Consider the following 18,337-nt stretch of genomic DNA (forward strand, 5'->3'; position numbering starts at 1 on the left):
GGGCAAAGGTAATTTAAAACCAAAAAATGATGATTTCCATACCTTTTAATAGCATCCAAAAGCTTTTTTTACACGTAAATTTGCAAACTTAATATACAAGGCATGAATTTCAGTTTTAAGGAAATAGTGACCGCAAGCATGGTTCTTTTTGCCGTTATCGATATTTTGGGAAGCATCCCAATTATTATATCGTTACGAAACAAGGTAGGCCATATCCAATCGGAAAAAGCATCCATTGTTGCCGCATGTATCATGACGGCCTTCCTTTTTGTTGGGGAAAGTATTCTTGGACTCATTGGCATAGATGTGAATTCCTTTGCTGTAGCCGGTGCCTTTGTCATATTTTTTCTGGCATTGGAAATGGTGTTGGGCATTACCCTTTTTAAAGATGATGAACCAGAAAGTGCTTCTGTAGTACCCATTGCATTCCCTCTTATTGCAGGTGCAGGTACCTTGACTTCCATTTTGGCCCTCCGTGCCGAATATCATGTGGAGAACATTGTAGTGGCCATAATAGTAAATATTATCTTTGTATATCTGGTTCTTAAGTCCAGTGCCAAAATAGAACGGGTTTTGGGCAAGAACGGGCTTAGTGTTATCCGTAAAGTTTTTGGAGTTATCCTATTGGCAATTGCGGTAAAACTTTTTGCCACAAATATTAATCAGATGTTGGCCAGCTAACATCCAGTTTTCTTTTAATGAACAAGACATTTATTATTATTTTGATTCTTCTGGCAATGGGACTTATTGCCTATAACGTGACCTTGGTGGATTTTAGCAATCCATTTCAAGGCGACAGCACCATTGCGTTGATAGGCATAGCAGCTTCTTTATGTGCCATAGTACTGTTGCTCATTTTTATGACATCAAAAAAGATTGATAAAAAAATGAAGGAAGATTAATCTTCTATTTTCACTATTTCATCTTCGGTCTTGGCAAAAATGGCCGCTTCATCCAGTTCTTTTACTTTTTTAAGCATGGCATCGTGATTGCCCTTAATCTGGGCCGAAAGATTGGGAGAAAATAATTGCTCTGCAATATTCGCCTTCAGGTAATCTTTTATTTTCTCTTCATAGGCATAAAAATCCAGTTTGATCTTTCTATTGAGCACAAACTGAATAAAATCGTCAAAAAGAATATCATCTACCCTAAACTCATCCAAGAACTGGTTTTTGGTATAATCTGCATAGCGGTTACGGTCTTTTTCCAGATGTTCAAATATAAATCGTGAGAAAAACTCGTAGGTGTCCTCCATGCTTTCAATGGCTTCCTCTTGATTGCTTCCTATGGGCACAAAAACGTCCGGAATGATTCCACCTCCACCATATACAATCTTGCCTTTTGGTGTTCTAAACTTTAAGGAGTCGGCCACCTTTATACTATCCACAGAGATCAGCTCACCACTTCTATATCTTTCCATGAAGGTTTGATAATAATCCTTATGGCCTTTTTTATATGATTTTTGTATGGATCGACCTGTTGGCGTGTAGTATCTTGAAACCGTCAAGCGCACGGCTGATCCATCTCCCAAATCCATTTCCCGCTGTACAAGTCCTTTTCCGAACGAGCGTCTACCTACAATGGTTCCAATATCATTATCCTGCAATGCCCCTGCAATAATTTCGCTAGCGGAAGCAGAGCGTTCGTTAATCAACACATAAACTGGTTTATCCTCAAAATCTCCTTTTTTGGTGGCAAAGGCTTTTTTAATTCTTCCCTTTTTGTTTTTGGTGTATAGGATGAGCTTGTCATCTTCCAAAAATTCATCGGCTAGTTTTTCCGCGATGCCCAAATACCCTCCAGGATTATCCCTTAGGTCCAACACCAATTTTTGAGCACCTCTGATCTTTAGTTTTTTAAGTGCATCTTTAAACTCTCCAAAGGTAGATTCGGCAAAACGGTTGATCTTGATGTACCCCATATCTTTTGAGAGCATATAATAGGCGTCCACACTCCTAATGGGTATACGGTCGCGGGTAACGGTAATGTCCATCATCCTATTTTCTGACTTACGGAAAACTTTAAGGTCAACCTTGGTTCCTATTTTCCCCTTCAGTTTAGAAACCACAACATTATTTGCTGCTTCTTTCCCAAAAAGGGTATCATTGTCCGCAATCAATATTCGATCTCCCGGTTTGATTCCACTCATGTAACTGGGGCCATTTTTTATGGTCCTAATAACGGTAATGGTGTCTTTGTACATATAAAAACTGACCCCAATCCCCACAAAGTCTCCTTTCATATTTTCGGAAACCTCCTTCATCTCACTCTTGGGAATATAGACGGAGTGCGGATCCAATTTGCCCAAAATATTGTTTACGGTAACATCAACAATGCTATCGGTATTGATATCATCAACATATTCATAGTCTATGTAATCAATGAGTCTGTTTAGCTTGTCCTTTTTGGAATTGGTGGAGAACAGTTTTTCAGGGGTATCATCAAAATGCAACTTTCCTCCAATAAAAATTCCAATGGCTACAGCAAGAGCCAATAAGGTAGGTAATATATAACTGTATTTCTTTTTCATAACTTAAATGGTGGGGTTAAACCATTTCTTCCAAAATAGGCAGGTGATGGGTGGTTACTCCAGCACGTTCCAAAAATTTTAATCCGGAATCGTCCTTATATGCCTTTTGGTACACAACACGTTTTATGCCAGATTGATGAATAAGTTTGCTACATTCCCTACATGGGGACAAAGTAATATAGAGCGTAGCTCCTTCACAGGATTGTGTGGAGGACGCCACTTTTAAAATGGCATTGGCCTCGGCATGTAACACGTACCATTTGGTGTACCCTTCCTCATCTTCACAGATATTCTCAAATCCTGTAGGAGTTCCATTGTATCCATCGGATATGATCATTCTGTCCTTTACGATAATAGCCCCTACTTGTTTTCTTTGGCAATAGGACAGTTTGCCCCATTCCTTGGCCATTCTTAAATAGGCCTTGTCGTATTTTTCTTGTTTGCGCTCCTTCATTCAGTCAGAAATCTCCGATAATGAAATAAATATACCTGCTTTAACAGACCCCTACAACCTTATTCGGCTAAATTTAACAAAGGCCCTATTGGGGAAACGTAGCAATGAGCAAGGGTATTGTAATGCAAATGACCAAAATTGACGCAAGGGCAATAAAAATCGCTCTTTTGACCTTGAACACGTCCAAAACCAAAAAAGCCACTCCCAAAACAACAAGGATAATGGCCACTTGAGAAAGTTCTATACCTGTGGCGAAGCCCAATAAGGGAACGACCTTGTCATCTTCCTCGGCCATTAGCATTTTAAAGTAATTGGAAAACCCAAAACCATGAATCAATCCAAAAAAAGTGGTGGCCAAAACATGAAGTGTCATTCCAACGCTTTTAATTTCCTTTTTGACATACACAAAATTGAACAGCGCTGTGAGCAAAATGGTCACTGGAATCAGAAATTCAATCAGTCCAACGTCCACGGTCAGAACTTCAAATGCCGAAAGTGCTAAGGAGGCACAATGTGCAATGGTAAAAATAGTAGCTAAGATTACCACTCTTTTCCAATTGGCAAAAGTGAATGGAATGGCCAAAGCCGATAAAAACAGGATGTGGTCATAAGCTCCAAAATCCAGCACATGATTCAGTCCCAGTTTAATGTAAAAGAAAAATTCTTGCATGATTTATCTATTAGGAAATTCCTCGTTCTTTTTGAATAATCTCATAAGCCTTCTGCACTTCTTTAAATTTCTCCTCCGCACCTTTTTTAATAGCCTCGTTTTCGGTCACTACACGATCTGGATGGTATTTTTTTGCCATGGTCCGGTATGCCTTCTTCACCTCATCATCGGAAGCTGTCTTTTCAATCTCCAAAATCTTATAGGCATTATCCGCAGATTTGATGAACATGGCCATAATGCTCTCAAAATCGTGCCGGCCTACCCTAAGATACCCTGCCAGTTCTCTTAATTTGTTTACTTCAGCTTTGCTGACCTGTCCATCAGCCTGTGCAATACCAAACAAAAAGTGTAACAGTTGCAATCGCACCTCATAACGTGTCCTTTGCACTAAATAGGTACAAATCCGTTGTGCAGAAACCTCTCTTTTTTTGATGACATCGTTAAAGGTTCGGAAAATAGCATTGGCCTTTTCCTTTCCATAGGTGCTCAAAAAATATTGTCTGACGTAATCCAACTCCCGTTGACTTACCTGCCCATCTGCCTTAATAACAATGGAACACAACGAAAGTAAATTCAGTTCAAAGTCGGCCGGAGAAACCGATTGGCGGGTAAAATCCTGAAAGACACTTCTACCACCTCCATTGGAGCCTCCCATATTATCAAAAAGACTTCCTACAATGAACCCCAGCACGGCTCCCGGGAAACGAAATATAAAATAGCCCAAAAAAGCGGCTACCCACTTGATCATCCTAAAAAAATTATTAGAGCCCAAATATAGGGTTTTGGCCAATAAATAAGACTTTATGGGATGTTAAGGGTCTCGAAAAAAATTCGACAAAAGCCGTATCTTTGAAAGTTGAATAAAAACATAAGACTATGTATCCAGAAGAATTGGTAAAACCTATGAGAGCAGACCTAGCTTCCGCCGGGTTTGAAGAACTATATACAAGTGAAGCAGTTGAAAATGCGTTGAAACAGGAAGGTACTACTTTAGTGGTGGTAAACTCCGTTTGTGGATGCGCTGCCGCCAACGCCAGACCTGCAGCAAAGCTGAGTTTGCAGAACAGTAAAAAGCCGAACCATTTGGCAACCGTTTTTGCCGGAGTAGATACCGAAGCGGTAGATACTGCAAGAAGCCACATGGTGCCTTTTCCTCCTTCTTCGCCAAGTATGGCACTTTTTAAGGATGGTGAATTGGTACACATGATTGAAAGACATCATATTGAAGGGCGGCCTGCAGAAATGATTGCAGAGAATTTAATGGAAGCGTACAACGAGTTCTGTTAAGCGCAGACCATCAAAAAAAATGAAGCCACCCTAAAGGGTGGTTTTTTATTTTCATACCAGGTTTAAAACAAAAAGATAGCGAATCGCTGTTTTAATTCTAAAGATTTTACCAAATTGGGCCTATAAAAGAATGTAGCATGCTCAAGTTGCTTTCATATCCTTTAACGCTAGTTTTCTTTATTTGCTTTGGGCTGATCTTAGTAATCTTTCATCCCATTCAATGGATATGTTTAAACATTTTTGGTTACAATACCCATAAGCAGAGTGTAAGTGTTTTCAATTGGTTTTTGTTACGTTGTACAAATCTTTTGGGAACCCATTATCGTTTTGAAAATCCGCATCATATTCCATCGGATAAACCCCTGATCATCGTGACCAACCATCAAAGCATGTACGATATCCCTCCGATCATCTGGTACATGCGCAAGCATCATCCAAAATTTGTTGCAAAAAAAGAGTTGGGTAAGGGTATTCCCAGTGTTTCCTACAATTTAAGGCACGGAGGTTCCGCATTAATTGACAGGAAAGACACCAAACAGGCTTTAACTGAGATAGCCAAACTGGGGAGCTATGTAGAGAAAAACAATCGTGCTGCTGTTATCTTTCCCGAAGGGACACGAAGTAGGACCGGTCACCCCAAACCGTTTAAACCCATGGGACTAAAAATACTTCTGAAAAAAGCCCCCTCGGCCCTTGTTGTGCCCATAACCATTAACAACTCTTGGAAATTATTGCGGTACGGACAATTTCCCATGGGATTGGGAGCTTATGTACAGTTTCATGTGCATCAACCCATTGAGAATACGGGAAACGCAGATGACCTAATTGCCAAAGTAGAAGAGCAAATCAAAGAAAAAATAAAGGTTGATCAATGAATAATCCTCAACTGATCCAAGAGACTATCCACTTTGTAAAAAAAGAGCTCCAAAATGCTGAAGGAGGGCATGATTGGTTTCATATTGAGCGGGTGTTCAACACTTCCAAATTAATAGCTGAACACGAAAAAGTGGATGGTTTGGTTGTGCAATTGGCGGCCCTTTTACATGATATTGCCGATCCAAAATTTTATAATGGTGATGAGCTAGTGGGGCCAAAAATGGCCGAAGATTTTTTAAGTTCCCAAAACGTAAAGCCAGAAACCATTGATCATGTTCTTAGTATTATCAAACACATGTCTTTTAAAAACAGCTTGGAAGCTGGTGAAAAATTTGACTCGAAAGAGCTTCAAGTTGTCCAAGATGCAGATAGATTGGATGCTATTGGCGCTATTGGAATTGCCCGTGCTTTTAACTATGGTGGGTTTAAAAACAGGGCGCTCTACAATCCAGCGATTCCGCCCAACCTTAACATGACCAAGGAGGAGTATAAAAAATCACAGGCGCCCACCATCAACCATTTTTATGAAAAATTACTGTTGCTCAAAGACAAAATGAATACTGAAACTGGAAAAAGGCTAGCAAAAGAACGACATCAATTTATGCTAGCCTATTTAGAACAGTTTTACAAGGAATGGGGCAATTAATGCTCCGTAAACTTAACCAACATTCCTATTTTTTCTGTGGCAGACCGCGTGTCAGCCAACCTCGTTTATTAGCCGTGGCAATAGCGTAAGGTGTAATCCAGAACAAGCCAAAAGTGTATAGTATACTGTACGAATATGCCCAGAACGATTCTGAAAATTCATATCGCTTCGCATAGAAAATCACCGGAAACGTGGACAAAATAAATATACTGAGCAGTGTTGAACTCAAAAACAACAACGGATGGGTCAAAATAAAAAATAGCATGAAAATCAAGAATGGATAGCTCATCACAATTTTTGAAGATTGGCTAAGAAACAACAATCTTGGGCCCATTTTGGATCCTTCCCTGAAGTTTTTGAACACATATTTGGACATTGCAATATTTTCTCTAACATTACTTCTACCCCATCTGATGAACATCTTGTACAGACCTTTATATTGTTCAGGCACATTAGTGTAGGCGATAGCATTTCTTTGGAACAGTACGTGATGGCCCTGCTTCAATATCATATTAGTCATTGCACGGTCCTCACCAATATCTGAAGGCTGTCCCATAAAAGTTTGATTTATCCATTCATCAAGACAACCAAAAACCGCAGTCCTTCTATACGCCGCCAGAGCACCAGGTGTACAGAGTACAGAATTGAAGGTACTTTCCGCTGAGCGCACAAACTCAAAGCTTAAAACAAAGCTCACATCCAACATTTTAGGAAGCAACGCCTTCTTATTATTTAAAACGCGGATGTTCCCTGCAACGGCACCGCACTTTTCATTGGTGACAAACGGGCTGACCAAATTTCTTAAGGTATCTTTCTTTACAATGGAATCACTGTCAACGGTTACAAATATTTCTCCTGTCCCTTCCTTAAAACCATGATACAACGCATGGCGTTTCCCCATATTTTTGGGTTGTTTGTGTATGGTCAGACTATCACCCAGGGTTTTCTTGGCTTCCTTAATCCAGTGCCAAGTATCATCTTGACTGCCATCATCAATGGCAAGCAACTGTAATTTTTCTTTCGGAAAATCTCCGTCGGCCAAACTCATCAATGTGTGCCAAACTTGCTTTCCTTCATTATAGGCGGGTACAATTACCGTACAGGTTGGCAACTCCTCATCAGTAACCGAATCAATGGCTTTGTATTTAAAAAATCGATATAAAGTATAAAGGAAGAATGTTGTTTTGAACAAAAACAATCCACCAGCTATGGTCATAAACGTCAATCCCAACCAAGAGCTTTTTCGTTCAATATTGAATTGTGTAAAATCGCTCTGCAATATATACACCAAATAGGCCGCACCCACCATTAGTACAAAGGTGCTTCCCATTACAAAAACACCCCAAGCATCCGCTGTTTCAAAAAAAGTGCGTATACTTTTTACAAAGGAAAAGGGTTTGGTACTTTGAAAAGAATTTTCAGATTCATGCACTGGTTTGGTAGAAGTATTTTCCATTTTCATTGGTACTGCATATAATGTGTTCTTGTGTTATACGTTACCAAATGAGTTTTAGATTTTTGTTTTTATTTTTTTAACGCAAAACTTCGTTCCAGTTAAAAAACTTTTGGTCACATCAAGATCCATCACATAAATCCTATTCCATATTTACCTCTTTTCAGCACAATCGTCCAAAACATTGTTACAGATTACAAATAGGCCCTAAAGTAATTGCTGCTTTTTTGTATATTCAATGCTGTAATTAATACATTTAAAATGCAACGAAGAAAGTTTTTGAAAAATGCTGCAACAACCTCCGCAGCCTTTACTATTGTCCCCAGTTTTGTTCTTGGAAAAACCCATGTCCCTCCCAGTGACACGCTTTATATGGCCGCATTTGGAGCAGGTGGCAGGGGTGGAGGTGTCATTCGTGGTTTGGCCGAGACTGGCAAAGTAAAATTTGTTGCTTTCTGTGATGTGGATGAGCGAAGGGCAAAACAGACCTATGAGGCATTTCCAGACGCAAAACAGTACAAAGATTTTCGAAAGGTTTACAAAAAGCATTTAAAAGATATTGACGCCATTTCGGTGGCTACTCCCGATCATACGCATGCCACCATAGCACTTCCTTTTATGCGTGAAAAAAAGCATGCCTATGTTGAAAAACCATTGACCCACAATATTCACGAAGCACGATTGATGACCAAAGTAGCCGCGGAAAATGGAATTGTTACACAAATGGGAAATCAGGGAGCATCAAGTGATGACAGTCGCATTGCCCGAGAATGGGTGGAGTCTGGAGTTATTGGAAACGTACATACCATAGAATGCTGGACCAACCGTCCCGTATGGCCGCAAGGTGTTCCTGTTCCTTCGGAAAAGCAGCCAGTGCCCAAAGGATTGGATTGGGATTTATGGCTGGGCCCTGCAGCAATGCGCAATTATAACGAAGCTTATTTGCCCTTCAAGTGGAGAGGTTGGTGGGATTTTGGAACCGGTGCATTAGGCGATATGGGTTGCCATATTATGGAAACCCCGTTCAGTGTTTTGGATTTGGGTTATCCTACGGAAGCAGAAGCCAGTTGCACAACGGTTTGGGTTGGTGATTTTGTTGAAGCAGATTACAGTCCTTCATGTCCTCCTTCCTCAAAAATCCATTTAAAGTTTGAACATCCAACACATGGAGATATTCAATTGAACTGGTACGATGGTGGAATCATGCCCGATCTTCCGGACGAATTAAAAGATGGTGAGATCGTTGGCAATAGAGATGGTGGAACCATTATGTATGGAGATAAGGGAATCTTGGTTTGCGATACTTATTCGCAAAACGCCCGTTTGCTCCCTTCTGATATGATGGATCTATACAAATCTCCAGCACCTAAATATCCAAGAGTTCCTGGAAGTATGGGTGGACATATCGCCAATTTTGTAGATGGTTGTTTAACCGGAGCTGAAACCTCTTCCAATTTTGCCAAAGCAGGTCCTTTAACAGAAACGGTACTGATGGGCAACCTCGCTGTAAAGGCTTATCAATATAAAGTGTTGAAAGAGGGCAAAAAGGTAGGAGATTGGGATCCCTTTGAGTACCCGGGAAGACGTAAGTTGCTTTGGGATGGTGAAAACATGAAAATCACCAATTACGACAAGGCCAACGAATGGGTGAGTCGTGAGTACCGCAAGGGCTGGGAATTGACCTAGGCCTTTTTAGTGCAGAAAATATTAAGGACTCCTTGACCTAATAGGAAAAGAAGTCCTTAAAATCTATACATATGACCAAACCAGCCAGAATTCTTTCCATTGATGCGCTAAGGGGTTTCGATATGCTCCTGATTATTTTTGCAGATCACTTTTTTTTCAACCTCAACGAAGGTGCTCAAACATCGTTCACAGCAGCGTTGGCAAAACAGTTTAACCATCCGGAATGGTTTGGCTCTACCTTTTATGACATTATAATGCCCCTGTTCCTGTTTGTGGTAGGTGCGGTTATTCCGTTTTCTTTATCCAAAAGAATGCAAAACAGCACGAGCAAAGGTGCTATATACAGAAAGCTCATCAGACGTTTTATCATTCTCTTTATTTTGGGTTGGATCGTGCAGGGAGATTTGTTGGCATTCGACATTAACGAGTTCCACATTTTCAGTAACACGTTACAGGCCATTGCGGTAGGGTATTTGTTCACTTGCATAGCCTATATACACCTGAGCAGAAAATGGCGCTTTGTGCTTTTTGCCGCTTGTCTTATTATTTATGCTTTGCTATTGACAGTTCCCAATGTTCCAGGCGTAGGAAAAAGTGTTTTGCTTCCGGACCAAAATTTTGCACTGTATTTTGACCGTTTAATCCTTGGGAAATTTGATGATGGTCTACAGTACACTTGGCTGCTCAGCGGATTGGGCTTTATTGCAACAACCCTTTCGGGGCTTTTTGCCGGGGAACTTATCAAATCAAACCTACCCAGAAAAAAAATCTCTACGTATTTGTTCCTGGCCGGAATTGCCGGGGTGGTTCTGGGGGTTGTCTGGGGGATATGGCATCCCATTGTCAAAAAAATCTGGACCAGCTCCTTTGTATTGGCCTCTTCCGGGGTGTGTTTTATTTTATTGGCCTTGTTTTATTGGGTCATTGATGTAAAAGGCAAAACCAAATGGACGTTCCCTTTAAAGGTGATTGGTATGAATGCTATTACTGCATATGTGCTATCCCATGTCATTAACTTCCGTGAAATTGCCGGGTTTTTGTTATTTGGACTCGAAAAATATACCGGAGGGTACTATCCCATGATACTTTCTTTAGGTGGATTTGGAATTCTTTATTTACTGCTGTGGTACATGTACAAGAATAACACCTTTATTAAGGTTTAGGCCATCTTGAATACTGTTTAGGAATCCTTGTGTCACTTCGAGTAAAATTCTAGAGGAATTTTGTATCGAGAAGTACTTTCTAGTAAGAAGCTTACTTGTTTTCGATATTCCAAATCTGTGATTTGGCACTCAAACTGACATAAATTTCCTTAGCAGCAATTGGCGTTAGATCAATTTCTTTTGAAGGTGCCTTTTTACCAGTTCATTGTCCGTGAACTGGATGGCTTTTTTTAAGATTGATTTATAATCTGCATGTTTAAGTTCCAGTAGCAATTCTGCCTTGATGGCATAAAAAAGCCCTGATTTGGACAAATCTGTTTTACTGGCCAGAGCTTTCAATTCAGCAAGTCCCTTTTCGGCTCCACGGACTTTAGCAAAAGGAACAATTCGGTTTAGAGCCAACATGGAAGAGTGGGGTTGTTTCAATTGTACATCGTACAAATACAATATGCTTTTCCAATCGGTTTTTTGGAAAGTCTTGGCCTGGCAATGGTAAAACGAGCGAGCTGCTTCCAAATGATAACTGGATGGTAATTTGTCCTCCGTTCCCGAACTTTCCAGATGGTGAATGCCAATCTTAATCAGTTCTTTGTTGTACTTGGCCCTATCCTGAAATTCCAAGGTTACCAGCTCACCGTTTTTGTCCAAGCGCGCATCAAAACGAGAAGCATGAAAACACATTAACGCAATCAAAGCCTCCAAATTGGCATGCCTGCAATATTTGTTCTCCCTTAACAACAATGCCAATCGCAGTGCCTCGTAGCAAATATCCCTTTTAAGCACTTGCGAACCTGTGGTAGCAGCATATCCTTCAGAAAAAAGTAAATAGATTACCCGCAACACAATGAACAATCGGGATTGCAGGCCCATTTGAACGGGAATCTGTAAAAACTGAACTTCCTCCCGAAATTTTTTCTTGGCCCTTGTGAACGATTTGGCCACGGTTTCCTCTTTTTTCAACAGGGATTCCGCCAATTCCTTATTGCTAAACCCCCCAATAAGCTTTAGGCTCAAAATGATTTGATATTCCTCCGACAGGGATGGGTGGCAGCAAGCAAAAATCATTTTTAGCTGACTATCCGATATGGTATCTTCCAACGAGGGCTCTTTTGTTGATGGGTCTTCATCACTCTCCTTTAATGGCCGATTATCCAGATAGTCCATTTTCTTGCCCCTTCTAAGTACATCGATCAGGGCATTATTGGCCACTCTGTACAGCCAGGCCGTGGGATTGTCCGGGATGGATTTAAATGCCCAAACCTGCATGGCCTTTACAAAAGTGTCCTGAGCCGCATCCTCAATCTGTTCCAAATGGACAACCCCAAACTTGTTGGTCAGCACGGCCACGATCTTCCCATATTCATTTCTGAAAAGGTGGTCAACAGTATTGGTGAGGTTGGTTTGCTTCATTGCACAAAAGAAAAAGCCCGATTTTCATCAGGCTTCTGGATTTTAAACATTCTTATTTAGTGCCCATCCATGGAAAGTATTTCCCTTACCTCCACAAAACTGCCATCATAATCAAAAATGGGACATCCTTTTGATATTTCAACAGCTTCATCAATATCCTTGGCCGACACGATCAAGTATCCCCCTACCATTTCGGCTCCCTCGGCATATGGGCCATTGGTGACCAACTCCCCCCTATTTCGCACCACTTTTCCATCCTCGCCCAAGGGGAGACCGTCCAAAAGTTGGCCCTTTTCTTTTAAGCCTCCCATCCACTCCCCCCACACTTGCATATGGGCTTGCTTTTCTTCTTGTGACAATTTGCCGTAAGCTTCGTCTCCTCCTCTAAATAAATACAAAAAATTACTCATTGTTCTTAGTTTTATGTCCAACGCTCGTGGACTGGTTTTTACTTTGTTCTTGACTTAATGACGAAGACCAAAGCATGGATTGGACAATCCCTATAAATTTATTTAAAATAATTTCATTTGTCCATCTTTGTATTGTTCGTGTAGGTCATAGTTTAATTTTGGAAAGCTCTTGTTCTTAAAATATTTCAATCGAGCCAATCTGGCCATATCATGAATCTGTTTGGCCACATTCCCCTCTCCTCGGTTGCGCAATCCAAACCTGCTATCATTGATGGTGCCTCCATGGCAATCCTGAATCAGGTGCAAAACTTTTTCAGCCCTATCCGGCATAGCCTTTTTAATCCAATCGGTGAAAATTTGGCCAATGGCACCATTCAAACGCACCACGGTTATGGCAAAAGAACTGGCGCCGTGGTCTGCAACCGTTTTGGCCAATCTTAAAAGTTCATGACTGTTGATTCCGGGAATCATGGGCGCCAACATGGCGTTTACCGGAATATTGTTTTCCGAAAGGGTTTTGATGGTCTTTAACCGCTTTTGGATGGATGCCGTTCTGGGTTCCAATTTCCTTCTCGTTTTTTCAGAAAGGGAGGTCACGGAGATGTTCACCCCCACCAATTGATGGGATGTAAGTTCGGTCAGGATGTCCAGATCACGTAGCACCAGGGCATTTTTTGTGATGATCCCTACGGGATGCCTGTATTTTAAAAATACCTCCAAGCACTTTCTGGTAATTTTGAACTTTTGCTCTGCAGGTTGGTAGCAATCCGTGTTGCCGGACATTACAATGGTCTGTGCCCTCCAATTCTTGTGCTTTATCTTTTTTTCCAACAGCTCTGGAGCTGATTTTTTGACCAAGATCTTACGCTCAAAATCCAGCCCGGCGCTATAGCCCCAATATTCATGTGCATTACGGGCATAGCAGTAAATGCATCCATGTTCACAGCCCTGGTATGGGTTCATGGAATACATCATCCCCACATCTGGGCTATCTACTTTGTTTACAATGGTCTTTGGAAAAATAGGGATGTACTCGGTTTTGTTTTTCTCGGCCTGTTCCCCTTCCAGTCGGCAGAATTCCAAAAAGTCCTCGCGCATTTCATACACATGTTGCAAGAATTTGTTGGGCGGATTTTTTTGGGCGCCACGTCCTTTAAGTAGGTCTTTGGATTTCATTAAATGGATTTATTCCAAAATTATGGAAATATTCCATTAATTTATTATTCATTTATCAACAATGAACTATTTTATATTGTAAAGAGGAATTGCACAGATTGCACAGATTTTGCTTATGGTTTGGGGTTGGAGGTACGGCATTGGACTTCTAGATTGTTAGACAGTTCCTTTGTTTTAACTGTTGGCTGTGAACTAAAAACCGTTTACTGTTCCTTTTGAAGTGTTAAAAACTTGAAGCCCAAATATTCCAGGTTCAGGTTGTTTTCGTCCTTAAAATCGATGGCAAACTCTGAAAAACCAGTTGTTGTGTTTCTACTCTCACTAATGGATTCGTAAAAGGCCTGCCCAAAATTGGTGTCGGCCACTTCGGTGGTGGTTATTTCCCGAATCAAAAGTATTGTTTCGGTAGCTGAATAGCTTCCCTTAAATGAATTTACTGAGGTAGCCCCCGTGAACTTTCCATTGTCATCAAAAGTGATGGAAATTACCTCTCCAGAAGTTGGCCCCAGGGTTGGACCGGAAGGACTTGAGTTATGGATGGCATTGACCTGCCATTTTCCAACGATATCTCCTTCAATCTTGCGTTCTGCATCTTCACTACAGCCAATAACCAGCAATGAAATAATTATCCCAGTAGCCAATAGTTTAAATCGAGTGGGCATATTTTGAGCTTTTTTTACCTAGAGGCATCTGAGTCTATTCCGTTGCTTTATTTTCTAAAGAAAAGACACTTTTACCAATTGTTTTTTGCTTCCCCTTTTGGCATAAAAAAGCATATTGTCATCATTGGCAATTTTAAGGGGCTTGGAAACCATAAGGGGCAACCTGGCCTCTTGGTTGTCTATGATCTTTTCGTAGTCCATGACCCCATTTTCATCCAAGGAGATCATAAACACATTCCGATTTCTGCTCAATCCCTGTTTAAAAATGAGTCGTTCGTTATTGATCAATTGCGGATTGTCCGCTGCGGTACAGATAAAGAAATAGGTCTTTCCCTCTTTGCAAAAGGAACTGTAGGAAGCGTAGGCGCCATCGCCCTGGGTCACTTCGGCCTTGTTGATGTTTCTGGCCCACACCAAATCTCCATTGGGGTTTAATTTGGCACTCACGATATCATTATGGTGAAAGCGTTCCAGTTTAACGCGTTGGCCTGCTCCTGTAACCTCCATTCCAGTGGTCACAAAATACTCCTCCGCATTAAAAAAGATCTCTTCTTGGGGAGTAACTTCCACTCCTTTAAAAACCAAGTTCTTGATTACCTTCTCCTCGTCCCTTCCAAACTTGTCCTCCATAAACTGTTGTGAAAATGGATTGTACTTTTTGGCATTGATGCCCAAAGAAATGGGACTGACATCAAAATAGGCTATTCCATTATAGCGATTGTCTTTTCTATCCGCATAAAAACCTGCACAGACCAGTCTGTTCTTTAAAATGATGGGATATAATGCCTCAGGGTATTTTCCAGAATCAACAAATGATTGTGTCTTGCTCCCATTTTGGGAAACCTTAATCAATTCGTACTGAAACTTGCGTTCATCAACACGAAAACGCTTCTTTTTAAAATATGCTTTTCCAACAATGTAGACCGTTTGCAAATCTGAACTGATGGCAATGTTCTCAAAGGCATAGTTCTTCTCCTCGATCTCATGTGAAAAATCATGTTCAAAACGTTTGTTGAGCGCCGTATCGTACATGTGGATGACATGCTTGTTCTGCTTTCCTCTTTTGTGGTGCGTGCTGATCACAAAACCTGTTTTTTCTTCATTGAAAAGTATGGTTGTGGAAAATCCTTTGGAGAAATTTCGGTTATAATAGTTTTTCCCAACCGGATCCCGAACTTCTTCGGATGCGATGGTCAACAGTTTTTGCTTTTTAAAATTGAAAGCCATTATTGGACTGCTGTGTACCCAATATTCGTACTGACCCCGATCATAATTATAGTTGAGGAACAAGAGGTTCAGCTGACCGTTCTTAAAGAATCCATCAACAAAATTCAACCCCTTAAGCTTGTAATTGTATTCGGAAACCAGTTCCAGGTTACTATTGTAACGCTCTATCAAATATCCTTTGGGCTTAAGGATCAATCCCTGAAAATAGGCTCTCACCAAAATGTAGCCCCCGGTTCCATCATCAGAGATGGTCATGAGGTTTGAATAACGGTATCTATCACTGAATTTTTCTCCAAAGTCGTAGGAGACCGGCATCTTTTCCTGGGCACACATTAGCCCTCCTGCCAAAATCAAGCAAAGTAGAATAAATCGCTTTTTCATCATAGTCTGGTTTGGTTAGACCAACGGCTATGACCCAGGGAAATCGGCTTTTCGCTTTTCCAGGAAGGCTGAAGTTCCTTCTTTGAAGTCTTCTGTACCAAAGCAACTGCCAAAAGCATCGATCTCTGCGGCATAACCATTTACATCATACTTAAAACCAGCATTTACGGCATTTATTGCATATTTTATGGCCACAGAGGAGTTATTCGATATCCTGCTCGCTATTTTAAGACAAAGGGGCAATAATTCGTCCTGTGGCACCACATAATTGACCAATCCGGAATTCAACGCTTTTTCAGCATCCATCATTCCTGCGGTCATGATCATTTCCATGGCCCTTCCTTTTCCAATAAGCTGTGGCAATCGCTGTGTGCCGCCATACCCCGGAATTACACCAAGGGAAACTTCCGGGAGTCCCATTTTGGCATTATCACTGGCAATTCTAAAGTGGCTGGACATTGCAAGCTCCAGTCCCCCGCCCAACGCAAAGCCATTAATGGCCGCAATCACGGGGGTCGATAGGTTTTCCACAAAATCGAAAAGCAATTTTTGCCCTTCGGCGGCCAGTTGCCAGCCTTCTTCTATGGAAAAATGGGCAAATTCGGAAATATCGGCCCCAGCCACAAAGGCCTTTTCTCCACTTCCGGTAATGATGATCACCTTGATTTCCTTGTCCTCATCCAGTTCCTTAAATGCCGTATGAAGTTCTGAAATGGTCCTTTTGTTGAGCGCATTTAGCTTTTTTGGACGATTGATGGTTATTGTGGCAATATTATTTTCTTCTTCGATGTAGATGTTTTCGTAGTTCATGGATGTCTTTTTTTATTCCTTCGGAAATTTAACGGTGAACACAGTTCCCCTACCTTCTTTGGAGGTGAATTCTATGGTTCCGTTATAGTTTTCCACAATGTTTTTTACCATTCCCAGACCAAGGCCCATTCCGCTGGATTTTGTGGTGAACTTGGGCTCGAACACTTTCTCCGTAAAATCGTCGGATATCCCAATACCGTTATCGGCTACAGAAATTTTTACATGTTCTTGTTCTGAAGCCACGGTTACCAAAATGCGGGGAGAGTCTACCTCCGGTACGGCCTGAATGGCATTTTTGACCAAATTGGTCACCACCCTGATCAATTGGGTACGGTCCAATTTGGCTATGATTTCTTCTTCATCAGCTATAAAATGGATATAGTCCTCCGTAAAAATTTCCAGGGCTAACTTAACAATCTTCACCACGTTCAGGGTTTCCTTTTGCTGGGCCGGCATATCGGCAAAATTGGAAAATGCAGATGCGATGTTGCTCATGGTGTCAATCTGCTGGATCAGGGTTTTTGAGAACTCTTTTACTTTGGTCTCCGCCTTGGGGTCCTCAGGATTGAACTTGCGCTCAAAACTTTGCACGGTCAAACGCAGCGGGGTCAACGGATTTTTTATTTCATGGGCCACCTGCTTGGCCATTTCCCTCCAGGCCTGTTCTCTTTCACTTCGAGCAAGTTTTACGGCGCTTTCTTCCAATTCATCTATCATCTCATTGTAAGAGTCGACCAATTTGCCAATTTCCTGACTGGGATTTTCTATATAGATTTTGGCATTGCGTTTGGTCAGATCGGTTTGGGTTATTTTATCGGAAATGGTCTGTAAGGAACGGGTAATATATTTTGAGATGAAGTACGCCAAAACAATTGCCGAAAATAGCATGATCAGGTAGACCCCGCCCAAACGGAACAAAAATTCGCGAAGCTCCATATTGTTGAAGGTATTATCTTCAAAATAGGGCAAATTCATAATGCCGATAGGCTTGAACTTCTCATCATTGATATAGGTGTACGAAGCTTGGTAATTGTCTCCCGCGGCCCTTTTTTTCTCAATATACCGTTTGTTCGAAGTCAATTTCAGGCTATTCAATACTTCTGCATCCAAACAATTGGAAATGGAATCCAACTCAAAGGAACGTCTTGAACTTTTTATCAACTGCCCTTCCAGGTCGTAAATATTAAAGTTGACGTTTTGAACATCCGCGATCTTATAAATCTCGTCCTTAAAAATGAACTCCAAGTTTTCCGTAATAACGGGATATGTGGTTTCTTTTAAAACATATGAAATGCTTTGATGGATCTGTTGCTCCTTCCGTTCCAAACGGTTTTCATGGTAATCCTTACTCTGCTCTCTGGATTGGTAAATGGTAACTGCCGCAATTAGCAAAGATGCTATAACCACCAATAGAATCATGGCGATAAATATGCGTGAACGAAGCGATAGTTTTTTGAACAACCTTCTGCGGATTTGGGATTAAAGTTAGCAATAAT

Annotated in this window: 19 protein-coding genes; 7 read left to right on the forward strand and 12 right to left on the reverse strand. The window is 41.1% G+C overall.

What is annotated here, in order from left to right:
* Nucleotides 1–102 precede the first annotated feature (102 nt).
* Together ACOQO1_RS13020 and ACOQO1_RS13025 are read left to right on the forward strand one after the other, a co-directional pair.
* Nucleotides 103–681: a MarC family protein gene (locus ACOQO1_RS13020; protein ID WP_420603316.1), complete on the forward strand. Its 579-nt coding sequence runs from the start codon at nucleotides 103–105 to the stop codon at nucleotides 679–681.
* A gap of 17 nt (nucleotides 682–698) precedes the next feature.
* On the forward strand, nucleotides 699–902 hold the full coding sequence (locus ACOQO1_RS13025; protein ID WP_420603317.1) for a hypothetical protein: 204 nt from the start codon (nucleotides 699–701) through the stop codon (nucleotides 900–902).
* On the opposite strand, the gene ACOQO1_RS13030 is transcribed toward ACOQO1_RS13025, so the two are convergent.
* The 4 genes from ACOQO1_RS13030 to ACOQO1_RS13045 all read right to left on the reverse strand — a co-directional run bounded on the left by ACOQO1_RS13030 (nucleotide 899) and on the right by ACOQO1_RS13045 (nucleotide 4,402).
* Complete coding sequence (locus ACOQO1_RS13030; protein WP_420603318.1) at nucleotides 899–2,530, reverse strand: S41 family peptidase; 1,632 nt, start codon at nucleotides 2,528–2,530, stop codon at nucleotides 899–901. The genes ACOQO1_RS13025 and ACOQO1_RS13030 overlap by 4 nt on opposite strands.
* 16 nt (nucleotides 2,531–2,546) lie before the next feature.
* On the reverse strand, nucleotides 2,547–2,984 hold the full coding sequence (locus ACOQO1_RS13035) for a deoxycytidylate deaminase (RefSeq protein WP_097044514.1): 438 nt from the start codon (nucleotides 2,982–2,984) through the stop codon (nucleotides 2,547–2,549).
* Between the two features lie 85 nt (nucleotides 2,985–3,069).
* Complete coding sequence (locus ACOQO1_RS13040; protein WP_420603319.1) at nucleotides 3,070–3,654, reverse strand: HupE/UreJ family protein; 585 nt, start codon at nucleotides 3,652–3,654, stop codon at nucleotides 3,070–3,072.
* A gap of 10 nt (nucleotides 3,655–3,664) precedes the next feature.
* Nucleotides 3,665–4,402, reverse strand: a complete 738-nt coding sequence (locus ACOQO1_RS13045; protein WP_420603320.1) for a TerB family tellurite resistance protein — start codon at nucleotides 4,400–4,402, stop codon at nucleotides 3,665–3,667.
* A 128-nt stretch (nucleotides 4,403–4,530) separates the two neighbouring features.
* Here ACOQO1_RS13045 and ACOQO1_RS13050 point away from each other — a divergent pair, with 128 nt between their 5' ends.
* The 3 genes from ACOQO1_RS13050 (at nucleotide 4,531) to ACOQO1_RS13060 (ending at nucleotide 6,463) form a co-directional block, all read left to right on the forward strand.
* Nucleotides 4,531–4,941: a BrxA/BrxB family bacilliredoxin gene (locus ACOQO1_RS13050; RefSeq protein ID WP_420603321.1), complete on the forward strand. Its 411-nt coding sequence runs from the start codon at nucleotides 4,531–4,533 to the stop codon at nucleotides 4,939–4,941.
* Between the two features lie 137 nt (nucleotides 4,942–5,078).
* On the forward strand, nucleotides 5,079–5,816 hold the full coding sequence (locus ACOQO1_RS13055) for a lysophospholipid acyltransferase family protein (RefSeq protein ID WP_420603322.1): 738 nt from the start codon (nucleotides 5,079–5,081) through the stop codon (nucleotides 5,814–5,816).
* Nucleotides 5,813–6,463, forward strand: a complete 651-nt coding sequence (locus ACOQO1_RS13060; protein ID WP_420603323.1) for an HD domain-containing protein — start codon at nucleotides 5,813–5,815, stop codon at nucleotides 6,461–6,463. Before ACOQO1_RS13055 ends, ACOQO1_RS13060 begins: the two co-directional genes overlap by 4 nt.
* Nucleotides 6,464–6,488: 25 nt before the next feature.
* Here the strand turns inward: ACOQO1_RS13060 and ACOQO1_RS13065 are convergent, their stop codons facing one another.
* Nucleotides 6,489–7,919: a glycosyltransferase gene (locus ACOQO1_RS13065; protein ID WP_420603324.1), complete on the reverse strand. Its 1,431-nt coding sequence runs from the start codon at nucleotides 7,917–7,919 to the stop codon at nucleotides 6,489–6,491.
* Nucleotides 7,920–8,177: 258 nt separating this feature from the next.
* Between ACOQO1_RS13065 and ACOQO1_RS13070 the strand changes: the two genes are divergently transcribed.
* Both ACOQO1_RS13070 and ACOQO1_RS13075 read left to right on the forward strand, forming a co-directional pair.
* Nucleotides 8,178–9,602 carry a Gfo/Idh/MocA family protein gene (locus tag ACOQO1_RS13070; protein WP_420603325.1) on the forward strand — a complete coding sequence of 475 codons (1,425 nt, stop codon included), beginning with the start codon at nucleotides 8,178–8,180 and terminating at the stop codon, nucleotides 9,600–9,602.
* Nucleotides 9,603–9,673: 71 nt separating this feature from the next.
* A complete protein-coding gene (locus tag ACOQO1_RS13075) occupies nucleotides 9,674–10,765 on the forward strand; it encodes an acyltransferase family protein (RefSeq protein ID WP_420603326.1) in 1,092 nt (363 codons plus the stop codon).
* Between the two features lie 165 nt (nucleotides 10,766–10,930).
* Here ACOQO1_RS13075 and ACOQO1_RS13080 read toward each other — a convergent pair whose 3' ends face one another.
* The 7 genes from ACOQO1_RS13080 to ACOQO1_RS13110 all read right to left on the reverse strand — a co-directional run bounded on the left by ACOQO1_RS13080 (nucleotide 10,931) and on the right by ACOQO1_RS13110 (nucleotide 18,260).
* A complete protein-coding gene (locus ACOQO1_RS13080) occupies nucleotides 10,931–12,175 on the reverse strand; it encodes an RNA polymerase sigma factor (RefSeq protein WP_420603327.1) in 1,245 nt (414 codons plus the stop codon).
* Between the two features lie 56 nt (nucleotides 12,176–12,231).
* Nucleotides 12,232–12,585, reverse strand: coding sequence for a YciI family protein (locus ACOQO1_RS13085; RefSeq protein ID WP_420603328.1), 354 nt, complete (start codon nucleotides 12,583–12,585; stop codon nucleotides 12,232–12,234).
* Between the two features lie 102 nt (nucleotides 12,586–12,687).
* Nucleotides 12,688–13,761: a PA0069 family radical SAM protein gene (locus tag ACOQO1_RS13090; RefSeq protein WP_420603329.1), complete on the reverse strand. Its 1,074-nt coding sequence runs from the start codon at nucleotides 13,759–13,761 to the stop codon at nucleotides 12,688–12,690.
* A 203-nt stretch (nucleotides 13,762–13,964) separates the two neighbouring features.
* Entirely contained in the window at nucleotides 13,965–14,423 is a 459-nt protein-coding gene (locus ACOQO1_RS13095) for an META domain-containing protein (protein ID WP_420603330.1), read from the reverse strand.
* 54 nt (nucleotides 14,424–14,477) lie between these two features.
* Nucleotides 14,478–16,034 carry a hypothetical protein gene (locus tag ACOQO1_RS13100; protein ID WP_420603331.1) on the reverse strand — a complete coding sequence of 519 codons (1,557 nt, stop codon included), beginning with the start codon at nucleotides 16,032–16,034 and terminating at the stop codon, nucleotides 14,478–14,480.
* 24 nt (nucleotides 16,035–16,058) lie between these two features.
* Nucleotides 16,059–16,841, reverse strand: a complete 783-nt coding sequence (locus ACOQO1_RS13105) for an enoyl-CoA hydratase/isomerase family protein (protein ID WP_420603332.1) — start codon at nucleotides 16,839–16,841, stop codon at nucleotides 16,059–16,061.
* 12 nt (nucleotides 16,842–16,853) lie between these two features.
* Nucleotides 16,854–18,260 (reverse strand): ATP-binding protein, encoded by a 1,407-nt coding sequence (locus ACOQO1_RS13110; RefSeq protein ID WP_420604334.1) that lies wholly within the window; start codon nucleotides 18,258–18,260, stop codon nucleotides 16,854–16,856.
* Nucleotides 18,261–18,337: the final 77 nt, after the last annotated feature.

Origin of the sequence: Flagellimonas sp., from assembly GCF_965222555.1 — a bacterium.
Taxonomy (GTDB): domain Bacteria; phylum Bacteroidota; class Bacteroidia; order Flavobacteriales; family Flavobacteriaceae; genus Flagellimonas.